The 18,102-nt window shown below is 68.5% G+C and carries 14 protein-coding genes; 5 read left to right on the top strand and 9 right to left on the bottom strand.

All coding sequences use genetic code 11. The features are described from left to right. Positions 1-39: 39 nt before the first annotated feature. From GXY15_11145 to GXY15_11125, 5 genes are all read right to left on the bottom strand, one after another. Positions 40-2,037 carry an SGNH/GDSL hydrolase family protein gene (locus tag GXY15_11145; GenBank protein NLV41768.1) on the bottom strand — a complete coding sequence of 666 codons (1,998 nt, stop codon included), beginning with the start codon at positions 2,035-2,037 and terminating at the stop codon, positions 40-42. Then, positions 2,034-3,158, bottom strand: a complete 1,125-nt coding sequence (locus GXY15_11140; GenBank protein NLV41767.1) for a family 10 glycosylhydrolase — start codon at positions 3,156-3,158, stop codon at positions 2,034-2,036. Before GXY15_11140 ends, GXY15_11145 begins: the two co-directional genes overlap by 4 nt. A 67-nt stretch (positions 3,159-3,225) precedes the next feature. Then, positions 3,226-4,038, bottom strand: a complete 813-nt coding sequence (locus tag GXY15_11135; protein ID NLV41766.1) for a pyrroline-5-carboxylate reductase — start codon at positions 4,036-4,038, stop codon at positions 3,226-3,228. Further along, positions 4,035-4,532, bottom strand: a complete 498-nt coding sequence (locus tag GXY15_11130) for an N-acetyltransferase (protein NLV41765.1) — start codon at positions 4,530-4,532, stop codon at positions 4,035-4,037. Before GXY15_11130 ends, GXY15_11135 begins: the two co-directional genes overlap by 4 nt. A 175-nt stretch (positions 4,533-4,707) precedes the next feature. Next, the gene (locus GXY15_11125; GenBank protein NLV41764.1) at positions 4,708-5,589 is read right to left on the bottom strand and encodes a bifunctional methionine sulfoxide reductase B/A protein; all 882 of its coding nucleotides are present in this window, start codon (positions 5,587-5,589) and stop codon (positions 4,708-4,710) included. Between the two features lie 279 nt (positions 5,590-5,868). Between GXY15_11125 and hydG the strand changes: the two genes are divergently transcribed. Beyond that, positions 5,869-7,266 (top strand): [FeFe] hydrogenase H-cluster radical SAM maturase HydG, encoded by a 1,398-nt coding sequence (gene hydG / locus GXY15_11120; protein ID NLV41763.1) that lies wholly within the window; start codon positions 5,869-5,871, stop codon positions 7,264-7,266. Between the two features lie 9 nt (positions 7,267-7,275). Here the strand turns inward: hydG and GXY15_11115 are convergent, their stop codons facing one another. Both GXY15_11115 and GXY15_11110 read right to left on the bottom strand, forming a co-directional pair. Beyond that, on the bottom strand, positions 7,276-7,917 hold the full coding sequence (locus tag GXY15_11115) for a TetR/AcrR family transcriptional regulator (GenBank protein ID NLV41762.1): 642 nt from the start codon (positions 7,915-7,917) through the stop codon (positions 7,276-7,278). Positions 7,918-8,028: 111 nt separating this feature from the next. Continuing rightward, positions 8,029-8,895: a hypothetical protein gene (locus tag GXY15_11110; protein NLV41761.1), complete on the bottom strand. Its 867-nt coding sequence runs from the start codon at positions 8,893-8,895 to the stop codon at positions 8,029-8,031. 360 nt (positions 8,896-9,255) lie between these two features. Here GXY15_11110 and GXY15_11105 point away from each other — a divergent pair, with 360 nt between their 5' ends. Then, on the top strand, positions 9,256-10,620 hold the full coding sequence (locus tag GXY15_11105) for a sulfatase-like hydrolase/transferase (GenBank protein NLV41760.1): 1,365 nt from the start codon (positions 9,256-9,258) through the stop codon (positions 10,618-10,620). Positions 10,621-10,680: 60 nt separating this feature from the next. On the opposite strand, the gene GXY15_11100 is transcribed toward GXY15_11105, so the two are convergent. Both GXY15_11100 and GXY15_11095 read right to left on the bottom strand, forming a co-directional pair. After that, positions 10,681-12,435 carry a hypothetical protein gene (locus GXY15_11100; protein ID NLV41759.1) on the bottom strand — a complete coding sequence of 585 codons (1,755 nt, stop codon included), beginning with the start codon at positions 12,433-12,435 and terminating at the stop codon, positions 10,681-10,683. 211 nt (positions 12,436-12,646) lie between these two features. Further along, entirely contained in the window at positions 12,647-13,648 is a 1,002-nt protein-coding gene (locus tag GXY15_11095) for a hypothetical protein (protein NLV41758.1), read from the bottom strand. Positions 13,649-14,313: 665 nt separating this feature from the next. Here GXY15_11095 and GXY15_11090 point away from each other — a divergent pair. The 3 genes from GXY15_11090 (at position 14,314) to GXY15_11080 (ending at position 18,029) form a co-directional block, all read left to right on the top strand. Beyond that, positions 14,314-15,069: a hypothetical protein gene (locus tag GXY15_11090; GenBank protein ID NLV41757.1), complete on the top strand. Its 756-nt coding sequence runs from the start codon at positions 14,314-14,316 to the stop codon at positions 15,067-15,069. Beyond that, entirely contained in the window at positions 15,066-16,367 is a 1,302-nt protein-coding gene (locus GXY15_11085; GenBank protein ID NLV41756.1) for a family 1 glycosylhydrolase, read from the top strand. The genes GXY15_11090 and GXY15_11085 overlap by 4 nt, the downstream gene beginning before the upstream one ends. 225 nt (positions 16,368-16,592) lie before the next feature. Then, positions 16,593-18,029 carry a deoxyribodipyrimidine photo-lyase gene (locus tag GXY15_11080; GenBank protein NLV41755.1) on the top strand — a complete coding sequence of 479 codons (1,437 nt, stop codon included), beginning with the start codon at positions 16,593-16,595 and terminating at the stop codon, positions 18,027-18,029. Positions 18,030-18,102 lie beyond the last annotated feature (73 nt).

Raw genomic sequence — 18,102 nt, 5'->3', positions numbered from 1 at the left:
GACACACCTCCTTTTCACAGACCGCCTAAACCATGGACGCTACGGGGTGCCAAACGCTCCGAGCAGTTCAAGAACCGCCTGCGCCTGGATGCGGTGGCCGAAGTCGTTCGGGTGGTTCACCCCGTTTCCGGTGAGGGCGAAAAAGGGTTTCCGGGTGAGCAGCGCCGTCCAGATGGTGGTCAGGTCGGCCGCCGCGCGGCCCGCCCCCTGGAGCGCCCGCACTTCCCGGGCGTAGGCCTCAAAGCGACGCAGGGAGGTGTTTTCCCATTCCGGACTGGAGGGCATGGACGCGACCACGATGAACTCCGTTTCGGGGCTTGCGGCGGAGACACTGTCCAGGATGCGGCGCAGATACTCCCCGTACTCCCCGGCGGGCACCCCGGCCGCCTGGTCGTTCATGCCGAAGGCCACCATCACCAGGTCGGGGGCCAGCGCCGCCACGCCCGCGGACTGCTCCACGCCCCAGGCGGCGGTGGTGCCTCCGACGGACAGGTTGGTGAGCCGGACGTCGGCCCCGTAGGCCGTCCGCAGGGCGTCGGCGACCAGTTCGGTGTACGGCGGCTGAAAAGGCGGGAGGTCGCCCCACCACCCCGACGCGTCGGCGCCCACCGAGATGCTGTCGCCGAGCACCACAACATGCACGGCCGCCCCGGCGCGCAGCCGTCCCAGAGTCCGGGGCAGCGTTTCATCCGCCACGGTGGGAACATACTCCGTGAGGTCTTCCCAGCAGTCGCCGGTGTGCGCATAGGAGACGGCCAACTGCATGTCATGAAAAGGGCGCCAGGCGGCGCAGTAGAGGTCGTTCCGGCCGTTGCGGTGGGGCAGCGCCCCCTGCCCGCGCGGGGGAAACACCGTTCCCAAAGGGGTGTGGGGCACGCGGGACCCCTCCACCCACACCAGCCGGCGCCTGCGGGAGTCCACCGTGAAGTCACGCCCCTCCTCAAACACCTCCCCGGTCGTGGGACTCCAGAGCTCGACCGGGGACTCCGGCCTGAACAGGAGGTCGGCGGCGGGGGGAAGCCCGGCCTCTCTTTCAACAAACACCACGCTCTCCCCCTGGACCGGCCCGTCCCGCCAGAGGGGATTCTTCCAGGGGGGCGCATCGTCTTTAGCAACCACCCTCCCAAGGACGGGGGCCGTCTCCCCGCGCCTTTCCGCCGCCAGGCCGCGGATGTCGTCCAGCGTTCCCAGCACCAGATAGGCGGTGTCCGTGCGGACCAGGTGCGGCGTGATGTTGAACCTGCCGCAGAAGGCGAAGTAGTTGGTGTCGGCGGCGTCATCCTCCGCCACGCCCTGCTCCCCGGACCGGAAGGCGTTTCCGATCAGGGTGACGCCGGGCACGCACACCCCCACGCCGAACCCGGCCGCGTTGACGTAGGCCACCCAGCATTCCGTGGCCTGGAGCCGCATGCCCGCGGGGGGCGGCCCCGGCTCGGCCCGCGAAAGGTCCCCGCCGGTGAACGGCGCGTCGCCGCCGTAGTAGGTGAGCGTTTCGAGGTCCGTGGTCACATAGAGCGCCGGGATTTCCTGGTCAAAGCCCGGTCCCCCGGAGTGGTGGTCCTGGGCGTCGTTGTACAGCGTGTTCTGTATCCGGACCGAGCGCCCCTCCAGGGTGTAGCGGGTCTCGAAGACCGTCCCTGTCCGCCGTCCGTCACCGGACCAATCCAGGGGATTGGTCCGCACCACAATGGTCGTGCCGTCGTTGCTGACGCTCAGGATACGCGAGGGGTTGCCGTGCCCGTCGCCCCCCGCCACGGGGTTCCACGGCCAGTCGGGATACACGCCGTCGTTGGACCGGGGCAGCCCGTAATAGGAGTACTGCACCAGCCGGCCGCTGTCGTGACGGTTGATGTAGTTCCTTTCGGGACGCCCGCTCTCGGCCAGATAACCGACGGCCCCGCCCCAAGTCTTGGAGATTCCCACGCGGATGACGCCGTTATCCAGATACTCGTACCCGGGGTCATCACGGGCGCAGCCCGCGCAGGCCAGGACCGCCGCAGACGCGGCCCCCAGGAAGAGAAGGGAAATCCGGGTCATTTGCCCGTGTCCCCGGGCGCGGGGGACAGCTTGAACCACCCAGCGCGCGCGGCGTCGTCGGTGTACTTCTCCATGGTCCGCCAGGCAAAGGCCGCCACGCCGTCATACCCCGCCTTCCGTGCGACGGCAAGGTACTCCCCGATCTCCTCCGGCTTCTTCACCCCGCCGTGGCTGGTGACCACGCCGAGGGCGAAGGTCAGCTCGACCTTGCCGCCCGCCTCGCGGGCCAGCGCCGCCGCGTCGCGCAGGCGCGTCTCAAAGACCTCCATGTACTTCTCGCCGTAGTTTTCCGTGTAGCAGTAGCCCGAGACGTTCAGCACGTCCAGCATGCCCGCACGCACCCAGCGCGGCCAGCACTGGCCGACGGGGCTTCCGGACGCCACGCTGGCGCCCCAGGTGTAGAGGCCGGTGCGGATGCCGGGGACGGTCTCGCGGAGCATGGCGTTCAGCTCGGTCATGAGGGCCGTGATCGCGTCCTCCTTGAACTGCTGGAACCGGGCCTTGCGCGCTGCGGGCGTCTCCCCCTCCGGCGCCTGGCTGTCAAACATTTTTTCCCCCTCCGGGTCCAGGCGGATGTTCCCCTGGCTCGGATAGCGCAGGTAGTCCAGCATGACCCCGTCCGGCCGGATGTGCTCCACCATGCTCCGCAGGTGGGCCACCACCCACGCGCGCGCCGCGGGGTTGGCGGGGGAAATGTATCCCTGCGGTTTGCCGTCGGCGGCGCGCAGCGCCCACTCGGGGTGCGCCGTAAGAATCCCGCGCGGCTCCTCATGCCCCGATATCAGCAGGCAGAAGCCGGGCATGACCCGGAGCCCCCGCGCCCGCGCCTTCTCCGCCAGCACCCCCAGCGCGTCCCAGTCCCCCCCCGCCGAGGTTTCCGGCGCCCCGGAAGGCCAAAAGTCCCGCCCCGCCGAGGTGTTGGCGTAGGGGATGAGGGTGGTGAACCCGCAGGCGGCCACCTTGTCCAGCGCGGCGTCCACCAGGGCCGCCCGCTCCTCCGCGGACCCCGGCGCGTCCGCGTACTCCACGGGGTGCAGATAGACCCCGGAGAGGGGTGCCCCCGCGCCGAAGGCGGCGCAGCAGCCCGACACCAGAAGAACCGCCAGTGCAAACCGTCCCATGGCCGCTCCTTTCCCGGTTGCGGCGCCGCCGCACCCGGCTGCACCCGTCCCCGACGGCGGACAGGCGCTATTTCCCGAGTTCCCTTGAACGCGCCGCGGCAGCCTGCACCGCCGCCAGCACGGTCTCCTCGAAGTTGCGGGCGCGGAAAGTCTCCAGGGCGGCGAAGGTGGTGCCGCCTTTGGAGGTGACCCGTTCCCGGAGCACGGAGGCCGGCTCGCCCGACTCCGCAAGCAGCCGCCCCGCGCCGAGCGCCGTCTGCGCGGCCAGCCGCGCCGCCACCGCCTCGTCCAGCCCCTCGGCCACCGCCGCCTTCGTCAGGCACTCCACCAGCAGAAAGAAATACGCCGGCCCGCTCCCGCTGAGGGCGGTGATGGCGTCCAGGTCCTTTTCCTTCACAATTTCCGCGACGCCCACGGCCTCGAAAACCGTCCGCGCAAGGTCTGCGTCGGCCTCGCCGCATCCGGGGCCCGGGGCGATGCCCGCAGCGCCCGCCCGCACCATCGCCGGGGTGTTGGGCATGATGCGGATGACCTTGGCCTTCCCGCCCAGGGCCGCGCGCAGCGCCGCAATGGGCACGCCCGCCATGATGGAGAGGACGAGCGCGTCCCCCCGGAGCGCCGAGGCGAGAGACTCCGCCGCCGCGCGCCACACCTGGGGCTTCACGGCGAACATCAGCGTGTCCGCCGCCGCCGCCAGCTCCCGCGGCGTCTCCACCACCCGCAGGCCCATTTCCCGCGCCGCCGCCTGCCGGGCCGATTCGGGGTCAAACACCAGGATGCGTTTCGCCGGATAGACCTTGCGGTCCAGCAGACCCGCCGCAATGGCGAGGCCCATGTTGCCAAACCCCAGAAAACCGAGCGTTCCCGTGCATGTGTTCATGATGGCATTACCTCCATTCCCTGCGCGGCTTCGGGGGCGTCAAGCCGCCGCGCCACGGCGATTTCGTCACAGTTGGGATACAGCGGGCAGCGCTGGCAATCCTTGTACACCTTGTACGGCAGCTCGGCCCGGTCCACCACGGCAAAGCCGAGGCTCTTGAAGAACTCCGGCATCCGGGTGAAGGCGTAGACCCGCGTGATGTGCAGGTCAGACGCCTCCGCGAGCACCGCCTCCACCAGCCGCCGGCCGATGCCGCGCCCCCGCAGGTCCGGGCGCACCGCCAGCGACCGCACCTCCGCCAGGTCCACCATGTCAATGTGCAGCGCCACCAGGCCGCCCACGCCGCTGTCGTCGGCGTGGACGTGGAAATCGCGCACGTTCTCGTACAGTTCCGGGAGCTGCCGGGGCAGCACCTGACCCGCGGCGGCGGCCTCGTCCAGCAGGGACTTCATCGCCACCACCTCGGTCAGCCGGGGTTTTCTCACCTCATCCATCACGGCAACGGCACTCCATGAAAAACACGCCCCCGCGCGCGGCACCGTGCCGGATCGGGGGCGTCCTCAAGACCGGGTTCGCATCAAAATATCATAGCACACCGGCGGCGGGGCGGGCCCATCGGAGGGGATTCACCGTGGAGACGCCGAACATGCGGAACCCGGAAAGGCGGGGTCAGAAGCGCTTGACGCGGACGTGGCAGTAGGGGGTGGACCCCTTTTTCTGGTAGTACTGCTGGTGGTAGTCCTCGGCGGGCCAGAACTCCCCGGCGGGGACGACCTGCGTGGCCACGTTGAAGCCCTTTTCGCGCAGCAGGCCGATCAGGTGCTCGGCGGTCTGCCGCTGGGCATCGTCGAGGTAGAACACGACGGACCGGTACTGGTCGCCGATGTCGGGCCCCTGGCGGTTGACCTGGGTGGGATCGTGTATCTCGAAGAAGAGCCGCGCGAGGGCCTCGAAAGTGGTCTTGGCCGGGTCAAACACCACCTCCAGCGCCTCGGCATGGCCGGTGCCGTGGTTGCACACCTCCTCGTAGGTGGGGTTGGGCTTGCCGCCGCCGATGTATCCCACGCGGGTTGAAATCACGCCCGGAGCGTTCTGGAAATAGTACTCCACGCCCCAGAAACACCCACCGGCGAAAATCGCGCGCTGGGGGCCCGCGACCACAGGCTGCGGAACTGCCTGCGGCGCGGCCTGATCCGCGCCCTGCGGCACGAAGTCGAGGGATACCGAGTTCACACAGTGCCGAGTGTTCTTGGGGGTAAAATTCTCGCCCAGGAACACATGACCGAGGTGCCCGCCGCATTTCGCGCACAGGATCTCCGTGCGCATGCCGTCCTCGTCGGGCTTTCGCGTCACCGCGCCGGGGATCTCGTCGTCAAAACTCGGCCAGCCGCAGCCCGCGTCGAATTTGCTCTGGGACAGGTACAACGGCGCGCCACAGCGCCGGCAGGTGTAGGTGCCCGCCTCGGTGTGGCGGTAATATTTCCCGGTGAAGGGGCGCTCGGTCCCCTTTTGCACGATGACGTGCTCCTCCTCAGGGGTCAAGGGTCGCATGCCGTTCTCCTGGGACGCGCCCCACCCCGCGACGGACATCAAGACCGCCGCTGCGAGCATCCATTTGGCCGGGGTGTTCATGGTCATTTCCTCTGCCCCAGAGACACGCCGCGCCGGTGCCTGTATTCCCGGCGGGGGGGCGCTCCGGAAGTCCCCGCAGCGGCTGAACTTGCCCGGAATGATTCCTCTCAGGCGAATGTTGCTATAATCGAGGTCCAATCGCGCCCGGGGTTGGCTCGTCATGTTTCCCCGCCCGCATTACTCTAAGGATTCATCGCCATGGGTGTGTTTTCGGAGACCGTCCCCCTGGATGTCGCGCGCATTGAGGCGGCCATCGCCGCCGGGGAGCCCGATCCCGCGCGGGTCGGCGAGGTGCTGGACAAGGCGCTGGAGATGAAGGGGCTCAATGAGGAGGAGGTCGGCTGCCTAACCACCGTGACGGATCCGGAGCTGCTGGAGCGGCTCTTCGCGGCGGCCCGGAAGGTGAAGGAGGAGATTTACGGGCGGCGCATCGTCATGTTCGCCCCCCTCTACGTGTCCAACCTCTGCAAGAACGTGTGCAAGTACTGCGCCTTCCGCAGCGACAACCCGGCGGTGACCCGCCGGGCGCTCACGCAGGAGGAGGTGGCGCAGGAGACCCGGAACATCATTGACCAGGGCCAGAAGCGCATCCTGCTGGTGGCCGGCGAGTCCTACCCCGAGGAGGACGGGCTGGACTACATCTTCAAGTGCATAGACACCATCTACTCCGTCAAGCACGGCAACGGCGAGGTGCGCCGGGTCAACGTGAACCTCGCGCCGCTCACGGTGGAGGAGTTCAAAGCCCTCCACGCCAAAAAGATCGGCACCTACCAGCTCTTCCAGGAAACCTACCACCGGCCCACCTACGCCCAGGTGCACGTGTCGGGCCGCAAGAGCGACTACGACTGGCGCGTCTCCGCGCCCGGCCGCGCCATGGAGGCCGGCATTGACGACATCGGCATGGGCGTCCTGTTCGGCCTGTACGACTGGCGCTTCGAGGCCATGGCCCTCATGCAGCACATCGCGCACCTGGAAAAGCGCTTCGGCGTCGGATGCCACACCATCAGCGTGCCCCGCATCGAGCCCGCCGTCGGCGCCGACATGTCCTACAACCCGCCCCACCCCGTCAGCGACGACGACTTCCGCAAGCTGGTCGCCATCCTGCGCCTCGCCGTGCCCTACACCGGCATGATCATGAGCACCCGCGAGACCCCCGAAATGCGGCGCGAGACCCTCGCCCTCGGCGTGTCCCAGATCTCCGCGGGCAGCCGCACGAACCCCGGCGGCTACTGCGAGGAGGAGAAGTTCGACGCCAGCCAGTTCTCCCTCGGCGACCACCGTCCGGTGGACGAGGTGATCCGCGACGTGGCGGAGCTGGGCTACATCCCGTCCTTCTGCACCGGGTGCTACCGCATGGGCCGCACGGGCGCCGACTTCATGGACCTGGCGAAGCCGGGGCTCATCAAGAGCTACTGCGGCGTGAACGCCCTGAGCACCTTCATGGAGTTCCTGGTCCACTACGGCAGCCCGGAAACCCGCGCCGCGGGCGAGGCCTGCATCGCGCAGGCCCTAGGGGAAATGCCGCCCAACCTCCGGGAGAAGGCGTCCACCATGGTGGAGAAGGTGAAGGCCGGCGCGCGGGACGTCTACGTCTGAGCCCTCCGCTCAGACGTACCGGAACGGGCTCACCAGCGCGGTCATGGGGATGTCCTTGAAGCACGCGCCGTAGTAGAAGAGGTCCACCAGCCCCTCGGCCAGCTCCGTGGTCAGGCGGATGCCCGGCATCTGGCCCTTGGCCATGATGTACGTGTCCATCACCCCCACAAACACCAGCGCGAGGCTCTGCGCGTCGCCCCCGGCGAGGTCCCCCTGCTCCAGCCCCTCGCGCACAATCCGCTCGACCACCTGGAACCGTTTCCGGCGGAAGGCCGACTTGTCCAGTTTCGGGCCGCACTGCGGCGGCGAAAAGTACATCTGAAACACCAGCCGGATGGTCAGGGGATACTGCTCGGAATAGTCGAAGGTCATCCGCATGACCGCCTTCAGGCGGCCCAGACAGTCGGCGTACAGGTCGGGCACCTGGTCCAGCCCCGTGATGAACTCATTGAAGAGGGGCTCGACGAGGCGGCGGAACAGGTCCTCCTTGTTCTGAAAATAGTAATAAAGCACCGGGCGCGTCACCCCGGCCCCCTCAATGATTTCCCGGATGCTGGTGCCCTCATAGCCCTTTTCCGAAAAGATTTTCAGGGCGCTTTCCAGCAGCCGGGCCTCGGCCTCGTTCCCCGATTCGAGCGGTGTCTGTTCCATCGTTATACCTACCGTTCGTTAGTGTTGCCCCATTGTACGCGATTCCGCCGCCGGAGTAAAGCAAAACGCAGTTTTTCCACCTTGGGCGGAAGAGAGGCGGGAAATGAAGGACTAGGAAGCGGAAGGGGCAACGGTGAAGCACTCTGCCAGTGCGGCAGCCAGCGCGCGATGCCCCTCATCGGAGAGGTGCAGGCCGTCGGTTGTGGCGCCGGGCGCGGCGAAAACCCCCGCAAGCACCCGCTTGGGGATCAGCGTCACGCCGTGGCGGCGGGCAAGCCGCCGCTGGGCGGTGCCGTAGGCGTTGTACAACGGCGGCAGCGGCAGCTCGACCATGACCACGCGGCGCCCGCTCCGGCGGAGCCTGCCGAGCATCTCGTCCAGCTCCCGCGCGAAATCGCCCTTGCCGCCCAGCAGGTTGTTGCCGCCCAGCTCGACCAACACGGCGGCCTTCTGGTCCTCCGGGATCTCATCGGCGTAGGAAAGCGCGGTGCCCACCGTCGCGCCCGCGTGGGCGTGGCGGACAATGGGGATTCCCAGCGCCCCGCCCAGAAGGTTGGGCCAGTCGCCGTCCGGTGTGTCCGCCCCCATGCTCAGTGAGTCCCCGATCACATGGAACGTTTCATCGGCGGCGAGCGGGAACGGTCGTATGAACTGTCGCGGGAGTTCCCATGCGGCCAGGCCCGCAGACAGCAGGCAGAACACCGCCAGCGTGATGCCCCGTCGCCGCGGGGGACGCCGCAGGAGGAGCGTTGCGGCGAGGGCGACAAACCAGAACCCATGGGCCCACAAAGGAAGCGGCGTCGCCGAGAACGCGACCAGCAGGGCGGACAGGCCTGCGGCGATGCCCAGCCAGGAACGGACCCGAGGCCGGGCCATCAGATGAAACACGCAAACCGCCACGGCGGCCGCGAGCAAGCCAAAGAAAAAGACACGTCCGCTGAGAAACTGCACCGCCAGCCAGGTGGCCAGAAAGTCCATGGTTCCGCTCCTCGACCAATGTTGGCGCAAGTATATACCGTCCCGGCGGAGGCGCCAAGCCGGCGAGCCAACCCCACAGGCTGCGTGAACGATATGGACAGGATGGACGACATGGACTGGATGGACGCAAGTCCGGCGGGTGGTTTCGCCGAGCCCGTGCAGTCTTCCACATTGTCCATGCCGTCCATCCAGTCCATGTCGTCCATCCTGTCCGTGTCCCTCCATGGCGGGGTCCGTGTCGGTCCGCGCCTTCCCTTTCACACCCATGCGCGCGCCGCCGGGCTTGTGTTACCCTGCCTCCAACGCGGCGGCGCAGCCGCGGGAGGACACGCCATGCCCAGGAATTCCAGCCGTCCCAGCATGACCCGAAGGGGGTTTCTTGCCGCCGCGGGGGCGGTGTGCGCGGCCGGTCTGGCGGCGCGGGCCGCTGACGCGCCGCGACGGCCCAACGTGATCGTCATCTACACGGACGACCAGGGCTGCATTGACGCCGGGTGCTACGGTGCGAAGGACCTCGCCACGCCGAACCTCGACGCGCTGGCCGCGCGCGGCGTCCGCTTCACGCAGTTCTACGCGCCGTCGTCCGTATGCTCGCCGTCGCGGGCGGGCCTGCTCACGGGGCGCTTCCCCCTGCGGGCGGGCGTGCCGGGCAACGTGGGCGAGAAGGACGGGCTGCCGCCGGGCGAGGTGACGATGGCCGAGATGTTCCGCGCGGCGGGCTACGCCACGGCGCACGTCGGCAAGTGGCATCTGGGCCACACGCCGGAGACCATGCCCAACGGCCAGGGCTTCGACCACTCCTTCGGCCACATGGTCGGCTGCATAGACAACTACTCGCACTTCTTCTACTGGCAGGGCCCCAACCGCCACGACCTGTACCGCAACGGCCAGGAGGTTTTTCTTAACGGGCGCTTCTTCCCCGACCTGATGGTCGAGGAGGCGTCCGGGTTCCTGGAGGCGCACCGCGACGCGCCGTTCTTCCTGTACTTCGCCATGAACACGCCGCACTACCCCTACCAGGGCGACCCGGAATGGCTGGAGAAGTACCGGAAGGACGGCGTGCCCTATCCACGCGACCTCTACGCCGCCTTTGTGTCCACCCTCGACGCGCGGATCGGCCGGCTCCTGGACAAGGTCGCCGAGCTGGGCCTGACACAGGACACCATCGTCGTCTTCCAGTCTGACAACGGCCACTCCGTGGAGGAGCGGGCGCATTTTGGCGGCGGCAACGCGGGGCCGTACCGCGGGGCGAAATTCAGTTTTTTCGAGGGCGGCATCCGCGTGCCCGCCATCATCAGCTGGCCCGGCCGCCTGCCCGAGGGCGCCGTGCGCGGCCAGACCGGCCACGGCTGCGACTGGCTGCCCACGCTCGCCGAACTCTGCGGCGTGGACCCGCCTGGCGTGCCCCTCGACGGGCGCAGCCTCGTGCCCGTGCTGCAGGACCCCGCCGCGCCCACGCCCCACGACGCGCTTCACTGGCAGACCGGCACCGGTGCCAAGGCCCAGTGGGCCGTGCGCCGCGGCGACTGGAAACTCATCGGCAACCCCGTGGACATCGTCAACCCCAAATCGCTGACCAAAAACGACGCCCTCTTCCTCGCCAATCTGGCGGACGACCCGTCCGAGTCCCGCAACCTCGCCGCCGACCACCCGGAAACCGTCCGGGAACTTCTGGCCCTCCACGAGGCATGGGTGGCGGAAACAGGGACGCGCGCGGACACCTGACCCTTTCGGGGGGTGGCATGCTGTTTCGCAGCCGAACACCGGGCAGGTGCTTTCTCTCCCTCAGCGCGCGTAGCCGAAACTGCGCGGGGGTGCGGTGAAGCGGTTGTTTTCCAGGGGCGCTTCGCTGCCGCAGTCGCGGTCGCCCGCCAGGGTGTCCTCGGTCATAATGCGGACGGTCTTGGGCGACGCGCCTTCAATGATCACCTCGGCGGGAACATCGGACTCGTTGACCCAGAAGAGCGTGTCCCCGGCGTGGGCGGCGGTGACGCGCCCGGCGGGCGAGGCCTCGCAGCGGCGCACGGCGTCGCCCCGGCGGGTGAGGCGGCTGAAGGGCGCCCACGCGTGGTAGACGGGCCGCGTGCGGAAGCCGTCGTCCTTGAAGTTCCACAGGCCGTAGTTCATGAACCCATTGCCGGGGTAGTACATCTCGCAGAGGCACCAGACGGAGAACCCGGCCACGCCCTTGTTCAGCCCCTCGATGACGAAGGCCGCGGTCCACAGGGCGTAGTCGTACTCCTCCATGAGCGGGTTTTCCAGCGTGCCCGACCGCTTGTCCTGAAACCCGAACTCGCCCACGACGAAGGGCTTCTCCGGCGCCTTCTCCCGCAGCAGTGCGAGGCGCTCGTCGAGGAAGACGGACATCATGCGGCGGCTGGAATGCTGGAGGTAGCGGTGGGACACGAAGTAGTCCGCCGCGCCGAAGTAACCGGGGTCGTTCACGCAGCGGGAGAAGAACGCGAAGCCCCCCGTGTCGTCGGAGCCGACAACGGAGACGTCCAGGCCGCGCCGCTGAAACTCCGCGCGCACGGCGAGATGGATGTCGCGGAACCGCGCGAAGTCGTACCCGGAGTGAATGAAGTGGCCGTTGGGCTCGTTGGTGAGGGTCCACGAGCGCACGCAGGTGTAGCCCCGGTCCCTGATGAGGTGCTCCATGAGCGCGCCGACGGCATGGGCGAGTTTCGCCGGGTCGCCGAAGGGGTCCTTCACGCCCCACTCCACGCCGACCACGTTCACCTGAGCGCCCAGCCGTTGGTACAGGTCCAGCGCGCGGTGGTGGCTGCGCAGGTTGTCCGTCTCGAAGTCGAAGGTTTCCCAGTCCCCCGACGGGTTCCAGTCGGGGTACCAGAAGAACATGCGCACCCAGTCCGGCTCCATCCAGGCGACGCGTTCATCGTGCAGCCGGCAGTCCTCCTCCGTCACCCCTTTGGCGCGGTTGTCCGCGTTGTAGAACCACCCGTCGTCCTCCGCGCCGAAGCCTATGAGCGACGCGCAGGCCGTCTGGTCCGTCACGCGCACCGTCACGGGCCCGTCATTCGCCGGGGGCGGCGGCGGCGGGCTCACGCTGAGGGCCGCCTTGGAGAAGAAGGCCTCGCCGAAACCGTTGAAGACCAGGCAAAACTTCCCCGTGGCCGCGCCCTCCGGAGCGATGGAGAGCACCCGCAGCCGCGTGGTCAGCCCGTCGGCGGGGGGCATCTCCGTCTGCTCCACGGACACCCGTTTGCCGTCCGCCCCCAGATACTCGATGGTCAGATAGGCCCCCGCGCCGTCGCGCACCGCCACCGGGCGCGCGTCCGCCTCACCGAGCGCCGCATCGCCGGGGGTGACCGGAAACGCCTGCGACACGATCCACCAGCCCTTGGGGGCCGGATCGGCGACAGCCACCCGGACCGCCGGACGCTCCTGGTCCCGAACCGCCTCCACGGTCACCCCCTCGGCGGCGGGCACCTGCCACCCCTCCAGCCCGGCCGCAAAGTCGGGGTTCGTCAAAGTGACGGCGCCCTGCGCAAGGAGGATCATTATGGGGAGGAGGGTCATTTTCGGGTTCCTTGTCCGTTGCTTTGGGTCTGTGTGAAGACCGTGTCAGAGCGCGCTTCGGTTTCCGTCCCTTGTCCGTCATTCCCGCGAAAGCGGGAACCCATCTTGTGGCTATGGGTTGCGCCGCGTATTGAAGGCATGGACCCCCGCCTGCGCGGGGGTGACGGAAGCGGGGAGCGCGTCCCTCCCTTTGCGTCTTGGCGCCTTGGCGTTAAAAAAGTTTGTCCCCCGCGCCGGCGGCGGACGGAACAACCGGTTTCTCCAGTTCCGCGCCCAGCGCGGCGTCCAATGCCGCATCGTCTTCCGGCAGGGGACGGAACAGCGACCGCACGGCCTGGGGCAGCCGCGTGTGGCCCGCGCCGAACACGGCCCGGCCCTGCGCCGCCGCGTGGCGCGCCGTCTGGATGCTGCCGCCCATCTTGCGCGGCTCCACCACGCAGACCACCCGCGCCAGCGCGGCGATGAGGCGGTTTCGCGCGACGGCCGCATGGGTCTGCCATCCCGTGTGGGGGGGGCACTCGCTCAGCAGCAGCAGGCGTCCCTCCGCCACCGCCTCCCGCCACGCGTCGCACGGGGCCAGCGTGAGGAGCCCCTGGGGAAACAGGGCCACCGACCGGCCGCCGTTGCGAAGAGCCGTCTCGTGCGCCGCCGTGTCCACCCCCGCCGCCGCGCCGCTCACCACCACCGCCCCCCCGCGCACCAACGACGCCGCGCAGCGGCCCGCCGCGCGCAGGCCGGTGCGGCTCGGCGAGCGCGTGCCCACCACGGCCCCGGCCACCGCAGATGCCAGCGCGAGATCACCCGTGTGATACAGCAGCGGCGGAGCGTCCGCGCCGAGGCATGGTTCAAACGCCTCCGGATACCCCTCCTGCCCCCGGCACACGGCGCGCACCCCGTCCGCCTCCGCCTTCCGCAGCCCCTCCTCGCACGCCGCCCACTCGGCCCAGGGCATCTGTGCGACCCACTCCGCCTGGTGCGGCGTGAGCATCGGATGCGCCGCCAGCACCCGCGCAATCGGCCACCCCGCCAAAGGCCGCCACCGCGCCGGGTCCCCCCCAAACACGTCCAGCAGCCGGTTCGCCGAACGGATCCCCAGCCCCGGCTGCTGAAGCAGCAGGAGAACAAGCGGCGCGGAGGTAATCCGCGTCAAGGGTGTGTCGCACCGGGCCATGAGCGTGCCGTGCCTCTGGGAGACCACCTCCCGCGCGCACATGATAGCACGGCCTCCGGATGCCGCACTTCCGCTATTGTCGTGAGAAGTCTTCTTGCTGATCGGGTAGGGCAATCGCACCAACATCCGTGAGTCCTTTCCGGAAGGAGTCCGTTCATTGCCTTTCCACGATGTCTTCAACGCTGAAAGCGTTGCCGAATATAGCCCAGGCCAGGCCGCCGCCCGAAGGGCCAGGCCTGCCCTGGGTTGTCCGGGCCAGAGCAGATCATGCCCTGAAAGGGCAGCCGAAATTGTGGCGGGTGCCCAAAGACAAGGCAGGCGGGACGCCTGCGCCACGAAGAAGACCTGCACGTCGTGGTTCCGTGCTGAAGGCATTCCATCTGCTCCGTCTTCTTTCGAAACAGGAATTTCGGCTGCCCTTTCAGGGCACCTTTTTTGGGGTGCCTGCTCCCCAGGGCAGGCCTGGCCCTTCGGGCGGCGGCCTGGCCTGGGCTATAGGCGGATGTCCCTTCGGGACAACAAGAACCAAGTCACGGACCACAGGGACGGTCATGTTGCTCGCAGGCCCTTCCCGGGGGGCACTTTGGTGCGATGCCCTGGCTGATCGCGTCTTTCCAAACACGAAGCAAAGGGTGGTATGCTCTTGCTCGGTGGAGACCGGCGGGATGTCCTGATGCCGGCAAAGAAACAGGAGAAGGAAGGCTCGAGTGCTCGAAAAGGAATGGCGGGGCTACTTCATCAAGGTCTATGTGGGCATAGGGATCGTCGTTCTTTCCCCGCTGGCAGTCTATGTCATGCGCCGCTTTGGTCTGGAGAAAGACACGATCTTGGCGGCATTCATGTTCTTCTTCACCGTGGTCGCGGTTGTGTGGTATGTTCGGAACTACGTTGCCCCGTTCTTCCCATGGAACTTCCGACAGACGTCGGACACCTCCCAACGCGTCTCCTTGGCTCAGAACGACGCTCCCTCTCCGGAGGTGACAGGCCCGCCAAAATCATTCAACCGACACAATCGTTCATGGACCGGGTTCACAATTGTGGGCGTGTTTTCTCTTGCCCGCCTTTTGTATCGCTTCTTAGGTGGAACCATCAGCTACCCGCCGGACTTCGATGTGAGTTGGATAGAGTTGACGGCCCGTTTTGCTTCGGAGGCCGCCTTCGCTGGCATGATCCCTCTCCTATGGATGTTGCTGCCAAAATTCTCCAAGGTGGGCATTTTTTACGGGGTCTTCTCGCTGATTGAAGTCCTCGCAGTCACCCAAAAGTGCTTGGCCCTCCGCGGGGTTGTTGAGAAAGGCATTACGTCAGGTGTGCTTGACGAACGTGCCCATGCAATCTGGTCGGGTGTTCTCCTTCGCGAAGGGTGGCCGATCATTGTCTTCTGGGGGCCGATCCTGCTCTGCTGGACCTTCTATGCCTTGCGCGACCGCAAGTCTCCCGCCGCCGCAGAGAATGACGCATGAAACACCGCCGCACCCAGGAGCCGCAGGAGGGCCCGAAACTGCCGGAGGGTTTTCTCATCGGCGCGACGGTGGGGGCGCACCAGACGGAGGGGGGGGATTTCCACAGCGACTGGTGGCGGTGGGAGCAGCGTCCGAAGCGGATCGCGGACGGGTCCACCTCGGAGACCGCCGCGGACCATTGGAACCGGCACGGGGCGGATTTCGCCCTGGCGCGGAGGCTGGGGCTGAACGCTGTTTTTGTCAGCCTGTCGTGGGCGCGGGTGTGTCCCGAGCCTGACACGGTGGACGCGGCGGCGCTGGCACATTACGCGGAAGTTTTCGCCGGGATGCGGGACCTGGGTCTGACGCCCGTGGCGGCGCTGCACGAGGTGGCCGCGCCGCGCTGGTTCGCGGAGGAGGGCGGCTGGGCGGGCGCGCGGGCGGCGGCACGGTTTGAGGCCTATGCGCGGACGGCGCTGGAGGCGCTGGCGCCCCTGTGCCGCGACTGGGTGCCCGTGGTGGAGCCGGAGCACTGGATCACGCGGTCGCAGGCGGAGGGCGTGTGGCCCGGGCGCGCGCGCGGACGCCGCGCCCCGGAGACGATCCGCCGGCATCTCGCGGCGGCCCACGGCGCGGCGGCGCGCATCCTGCGCGCCCTGCGGCCGGACGCGCGGGTCGGCGCGTCGGTGCGGGCCTTCGAGGTGGATCCGTGGGACCCGGACAGCCCCTGGGACTGGCGGGCCGCCGAACGCCTGCGCCACCGGCTGAACCACGCGTTCTTCGAGGCGGCGGCGCGGGAGGAGGGCGGAAAGCCTGACTTCATCGCGTTTTCCTGGGGCGGCGCGGTGCGCGCCGGGTTCAGCCCGGGGGCGGCGCGGTTCTCCCACGCCAAGGTCGGGCGGCACGGCGCGGGGTTCTCGCTGTGCCTGGAGGACGCCCCGGCGGACGCGGACGGGTTTGAGCGGGCGTTGGTGGCGATGGCCGCGCACGGTGTGCCGGTGCTCGTGACGGGTATCCCGGGTGCCGGGGGTGAAGGCCCCACCCGGTGCACGCGGCTCCGGGACCATCTGGAGCGTATCCTGCGCCGCGCGGCGGAGGAGCCGCCGCTGGGTGTCGAAGGCTTTTTTCCACAGCCCCTGCTCGACGGGTTTGCCTGGGAGAAAGGGTTCACCACGGGCGGGGGGCTCCTGCATGTGAACCGGGACACGATGGCCCGGACCCCGAACACCACGGCCTATTTCCTCGGCGACATCGCGGAGCACGGGGAAATCCGCCCCGGCACGGTGGCAAGGTATTGCGGCGGGGAAATGCGGGGCTGAGGCCGGGGTGTTAGAAGAAGACAAGAACACGGGCTGGAAGCCCGTGCCACCTCCCTGACGGTCTTCCTGAAGTGGCATGGGCATCCTGCCCATGTTCGGGTCACGAGTGAGATGAAGACACGGGCTGGAAGCCCGTGCCACCTCCCGGCCGGCTCTTTGAGGTGGCATGGGCATCCTGCCCATGTTCTTCCCTTGTTATCGGTCTCTCCAAAGGAAGTCAGACAAATGGGTTCCCCCGCGATCGTGTGGCTGCGCAATGACCTCCGGCTGGACGACCACCCGGCGCTGGCGGAGGCCTGCCGGGCGGGCGGCGCGGTGCTTCCGGTGTTCATCCATCCCGACGCGGACCTATCCCCCTGCGCGCCGGGCGCGGCATCCCGCTGGTGGCTGCATCATTCGCTGGAGCGCCTGGACGCGGCTCTGCGCGCGCGCGGGTCGCGGCTGGTGCTGCGGCGCGGGGATCCGGCCCATGTGCTGGAGGAACTGGCGCGCAGGACCGGCGCGGGGTCCGTGGGATGGGAGCGGAAAGTGGAACCGTCCGCGCGGCGGGACGAGGCGCGCGTCCGGGAGGCGCTGGAGACGCTGGGTGCCCGGTGCCACGCCTGCGCCCCGAACCTGCTGGCGGACCCCGAGACGACCCTGACCAAGTCCGGCGGGCCGTTCCAGGTGTTCACGCCGTTCTGGAAATCCGCGTCCGCGCAGGCCCCCTCCCCTCCCCTGCCCGCCCCCGCGCGCATCCCCGCGCCGGACACCTGGCCCGCCTCCCTCGCCGTTGAAGACCTGGGACTCCTGCCGACACCCGACTGGGCGGCGGGGTTCCGGGAGGCGTGGCGCCCCGGCGAAGCGGGGGCGGCGCAAGCGTTGGCGGATTTTGCCGACGGTGCCCTTTCCGAATATCCCACGGCCCGCGACCTGCCGGGTGTGGAGGGCACCTCGCGCCTGTCGCCGCACCTGCACTTCGGCGAAATCAGCGGGCGGCGCATTGTCCATGAACTGGCGGCGCGCGCCGCCGCGCGCGGGGGTGCCGAGTCCGCCGCCGAGGCCTGGATCCGCCAGCTCTACTGGCGCGATTTCGGCCACCACATGCTGTTCCACTTCCCGCGCACCGAGACCGCCCCCCTGCGGGAGACCTTCGCGGCCTTTCCCTGGCGCGACGACCCGGACGCCGCCGAAGCCTGGCGGCGCGGCCGCACCGGCTACCCGATTGTGGATGCGGGCATGCGCGAGCTGTGGCGCACCGGCTGGATGCACAACCGGGTCCGCATGATTGTGGCCTCGTTCCTCGTGAAGGACCTGCTGCTCCCGTGGCAGACGGGCGCGGCGTGGTTCCTCGACACGCTGGTGGACGCGGACGCGGCGAACAACACGCTGGGCTGGCAGTGGACGTCGGGCTGCGGCCCCGACGCCGCCCCCTACTTCCGCGTGTTCAACCCGGTCCTCCAGGGGATGAAGTTTGACCCGGACGGCGCGTATGTCCGGCGGTGGGCGCCGGAGCTGGCGGGGCTTGAGAACCGCTGGATTTACCGTCCCTGGGAGGCCCCGGCGGAGACGCTGCGCGCCGCCGGGGTGACACTTGGCCGAACTTGGCCGCACCCGGTCGTGGACCATGCCGCCGCCCGGGACCGCGCGCTGGCGGCGCATGCGCACCTCACACGCCGCTGAATGCTCTGAGCGGATAAGACGTCATGAGAACCGAAGCCGGGGCGAGAACGAGGTTGCTTCAGTCGCTTCGCTC

This window comes from Candidatus Hydrogenedentota bacterium (assembly GCA_012730045.1).
Classification (GTDB): domain Bacteria; phylum Hydrogenedentota; class Hydrogenedentia; order Hydrogenedentales; family CAITNO01; genus JAAYBR01.
The sequence above is the reverse complement of the archived record's forward strand: the minus strand, read 5'-3'. Positions and strand labels throughout refer to the sequence as shown.

Bases quoted from the DNA above. Each gene is read 5' to 3' on its own strand.
- GXY15_11145 (NLV41768.1), bottom strand. From the start codon at position 2,037: ATGACCCGGATTTCCCTTCTCTTCCTGGGGGCCGCGTCTGCGGCGGTC.
- GXY15_11140 (NLV41767.1), bottom strand. From the start codon at position 3,158: ATGGGACGGTTTGCACTGGCGGTTCTTCTGGTGTCGGGCTGCTGCGCC.
- GXY15_11135 (NLV41766.1), bottom strand. From the start codon at position 4,038: ATGAACACATGCACGGGAACGCTCGGTTTTCTGGGGTTTGGCAACATG.
- GXY15_11130 (NLV41765.1), bottom strand. From the start codon at position 4,532: ATGGATGAGGTGAGAAAACCCCGGCTGACCGAGGTGGTGGCGATGAAG.
- GXY15_11125 (NLV41764.1), bottom strand. From the start codon at position 5,589: ATGCGACCCTTGACCCCTGAGGAGGAGCACGTCATCGTGCAAAAGGGG.
- hydG (NLV41763.1), top strand. From the start codon at position 5,869: ATGGGTGTGTTTTCGGAGACCGTCCCCCTGGATGTCGCGCGCATTGAG.
- GXY15_11115 (NLV41762.1), bottom strand. From the start codon at position 7,917: ATGGAACAGACACCGCTCGAATCGGGGAACGAGGCCGAGGCCCGGCTG.
- GXY15_11110 (NLV41761.1), bottom strand. From the start codon at position 8,895: ATGGACTTTCTGGCCACCTGGCTGGCGGTGCAGTTTCTCAGCGGACGT.
- GXY15_11105 (NLV41760.1), top strand. From the start codon at position 9,256: ATGACCCGAAGGGGGTTTCTTGCCGCCGCGGGGGCGGTGTGCGCGGCC.
- GXY15_11100 (NLV41759.1), bottom strand. From the start codon at position 12,435: ATGACCCTCCTCCCCATAATGATCCTCCTTGCGCAGGGCGCCGTCACT.
- GXY15_11095 (NLV41758.1), bottom strand. From the start codon at position 13,648: ATGTGCGCGCGGGAGGTGGTCTCCCAGAGGCACGGCACGCTCATGGCC.
- GXY15_11085 (NLV41756.1), top strand. From the start codon at position 15,066: ATGAAACACCGCCGCACCCAGGAGCCGCAGGAGGGCCCGAAACTGCCG.
- GXY15_11080 (NLV41755.1), top strand. From the start codon at position 16,593: ATGGGTTCCCCCGCGATCGTGTGGCTGCGCAATGACCTCCGGCTGGAC.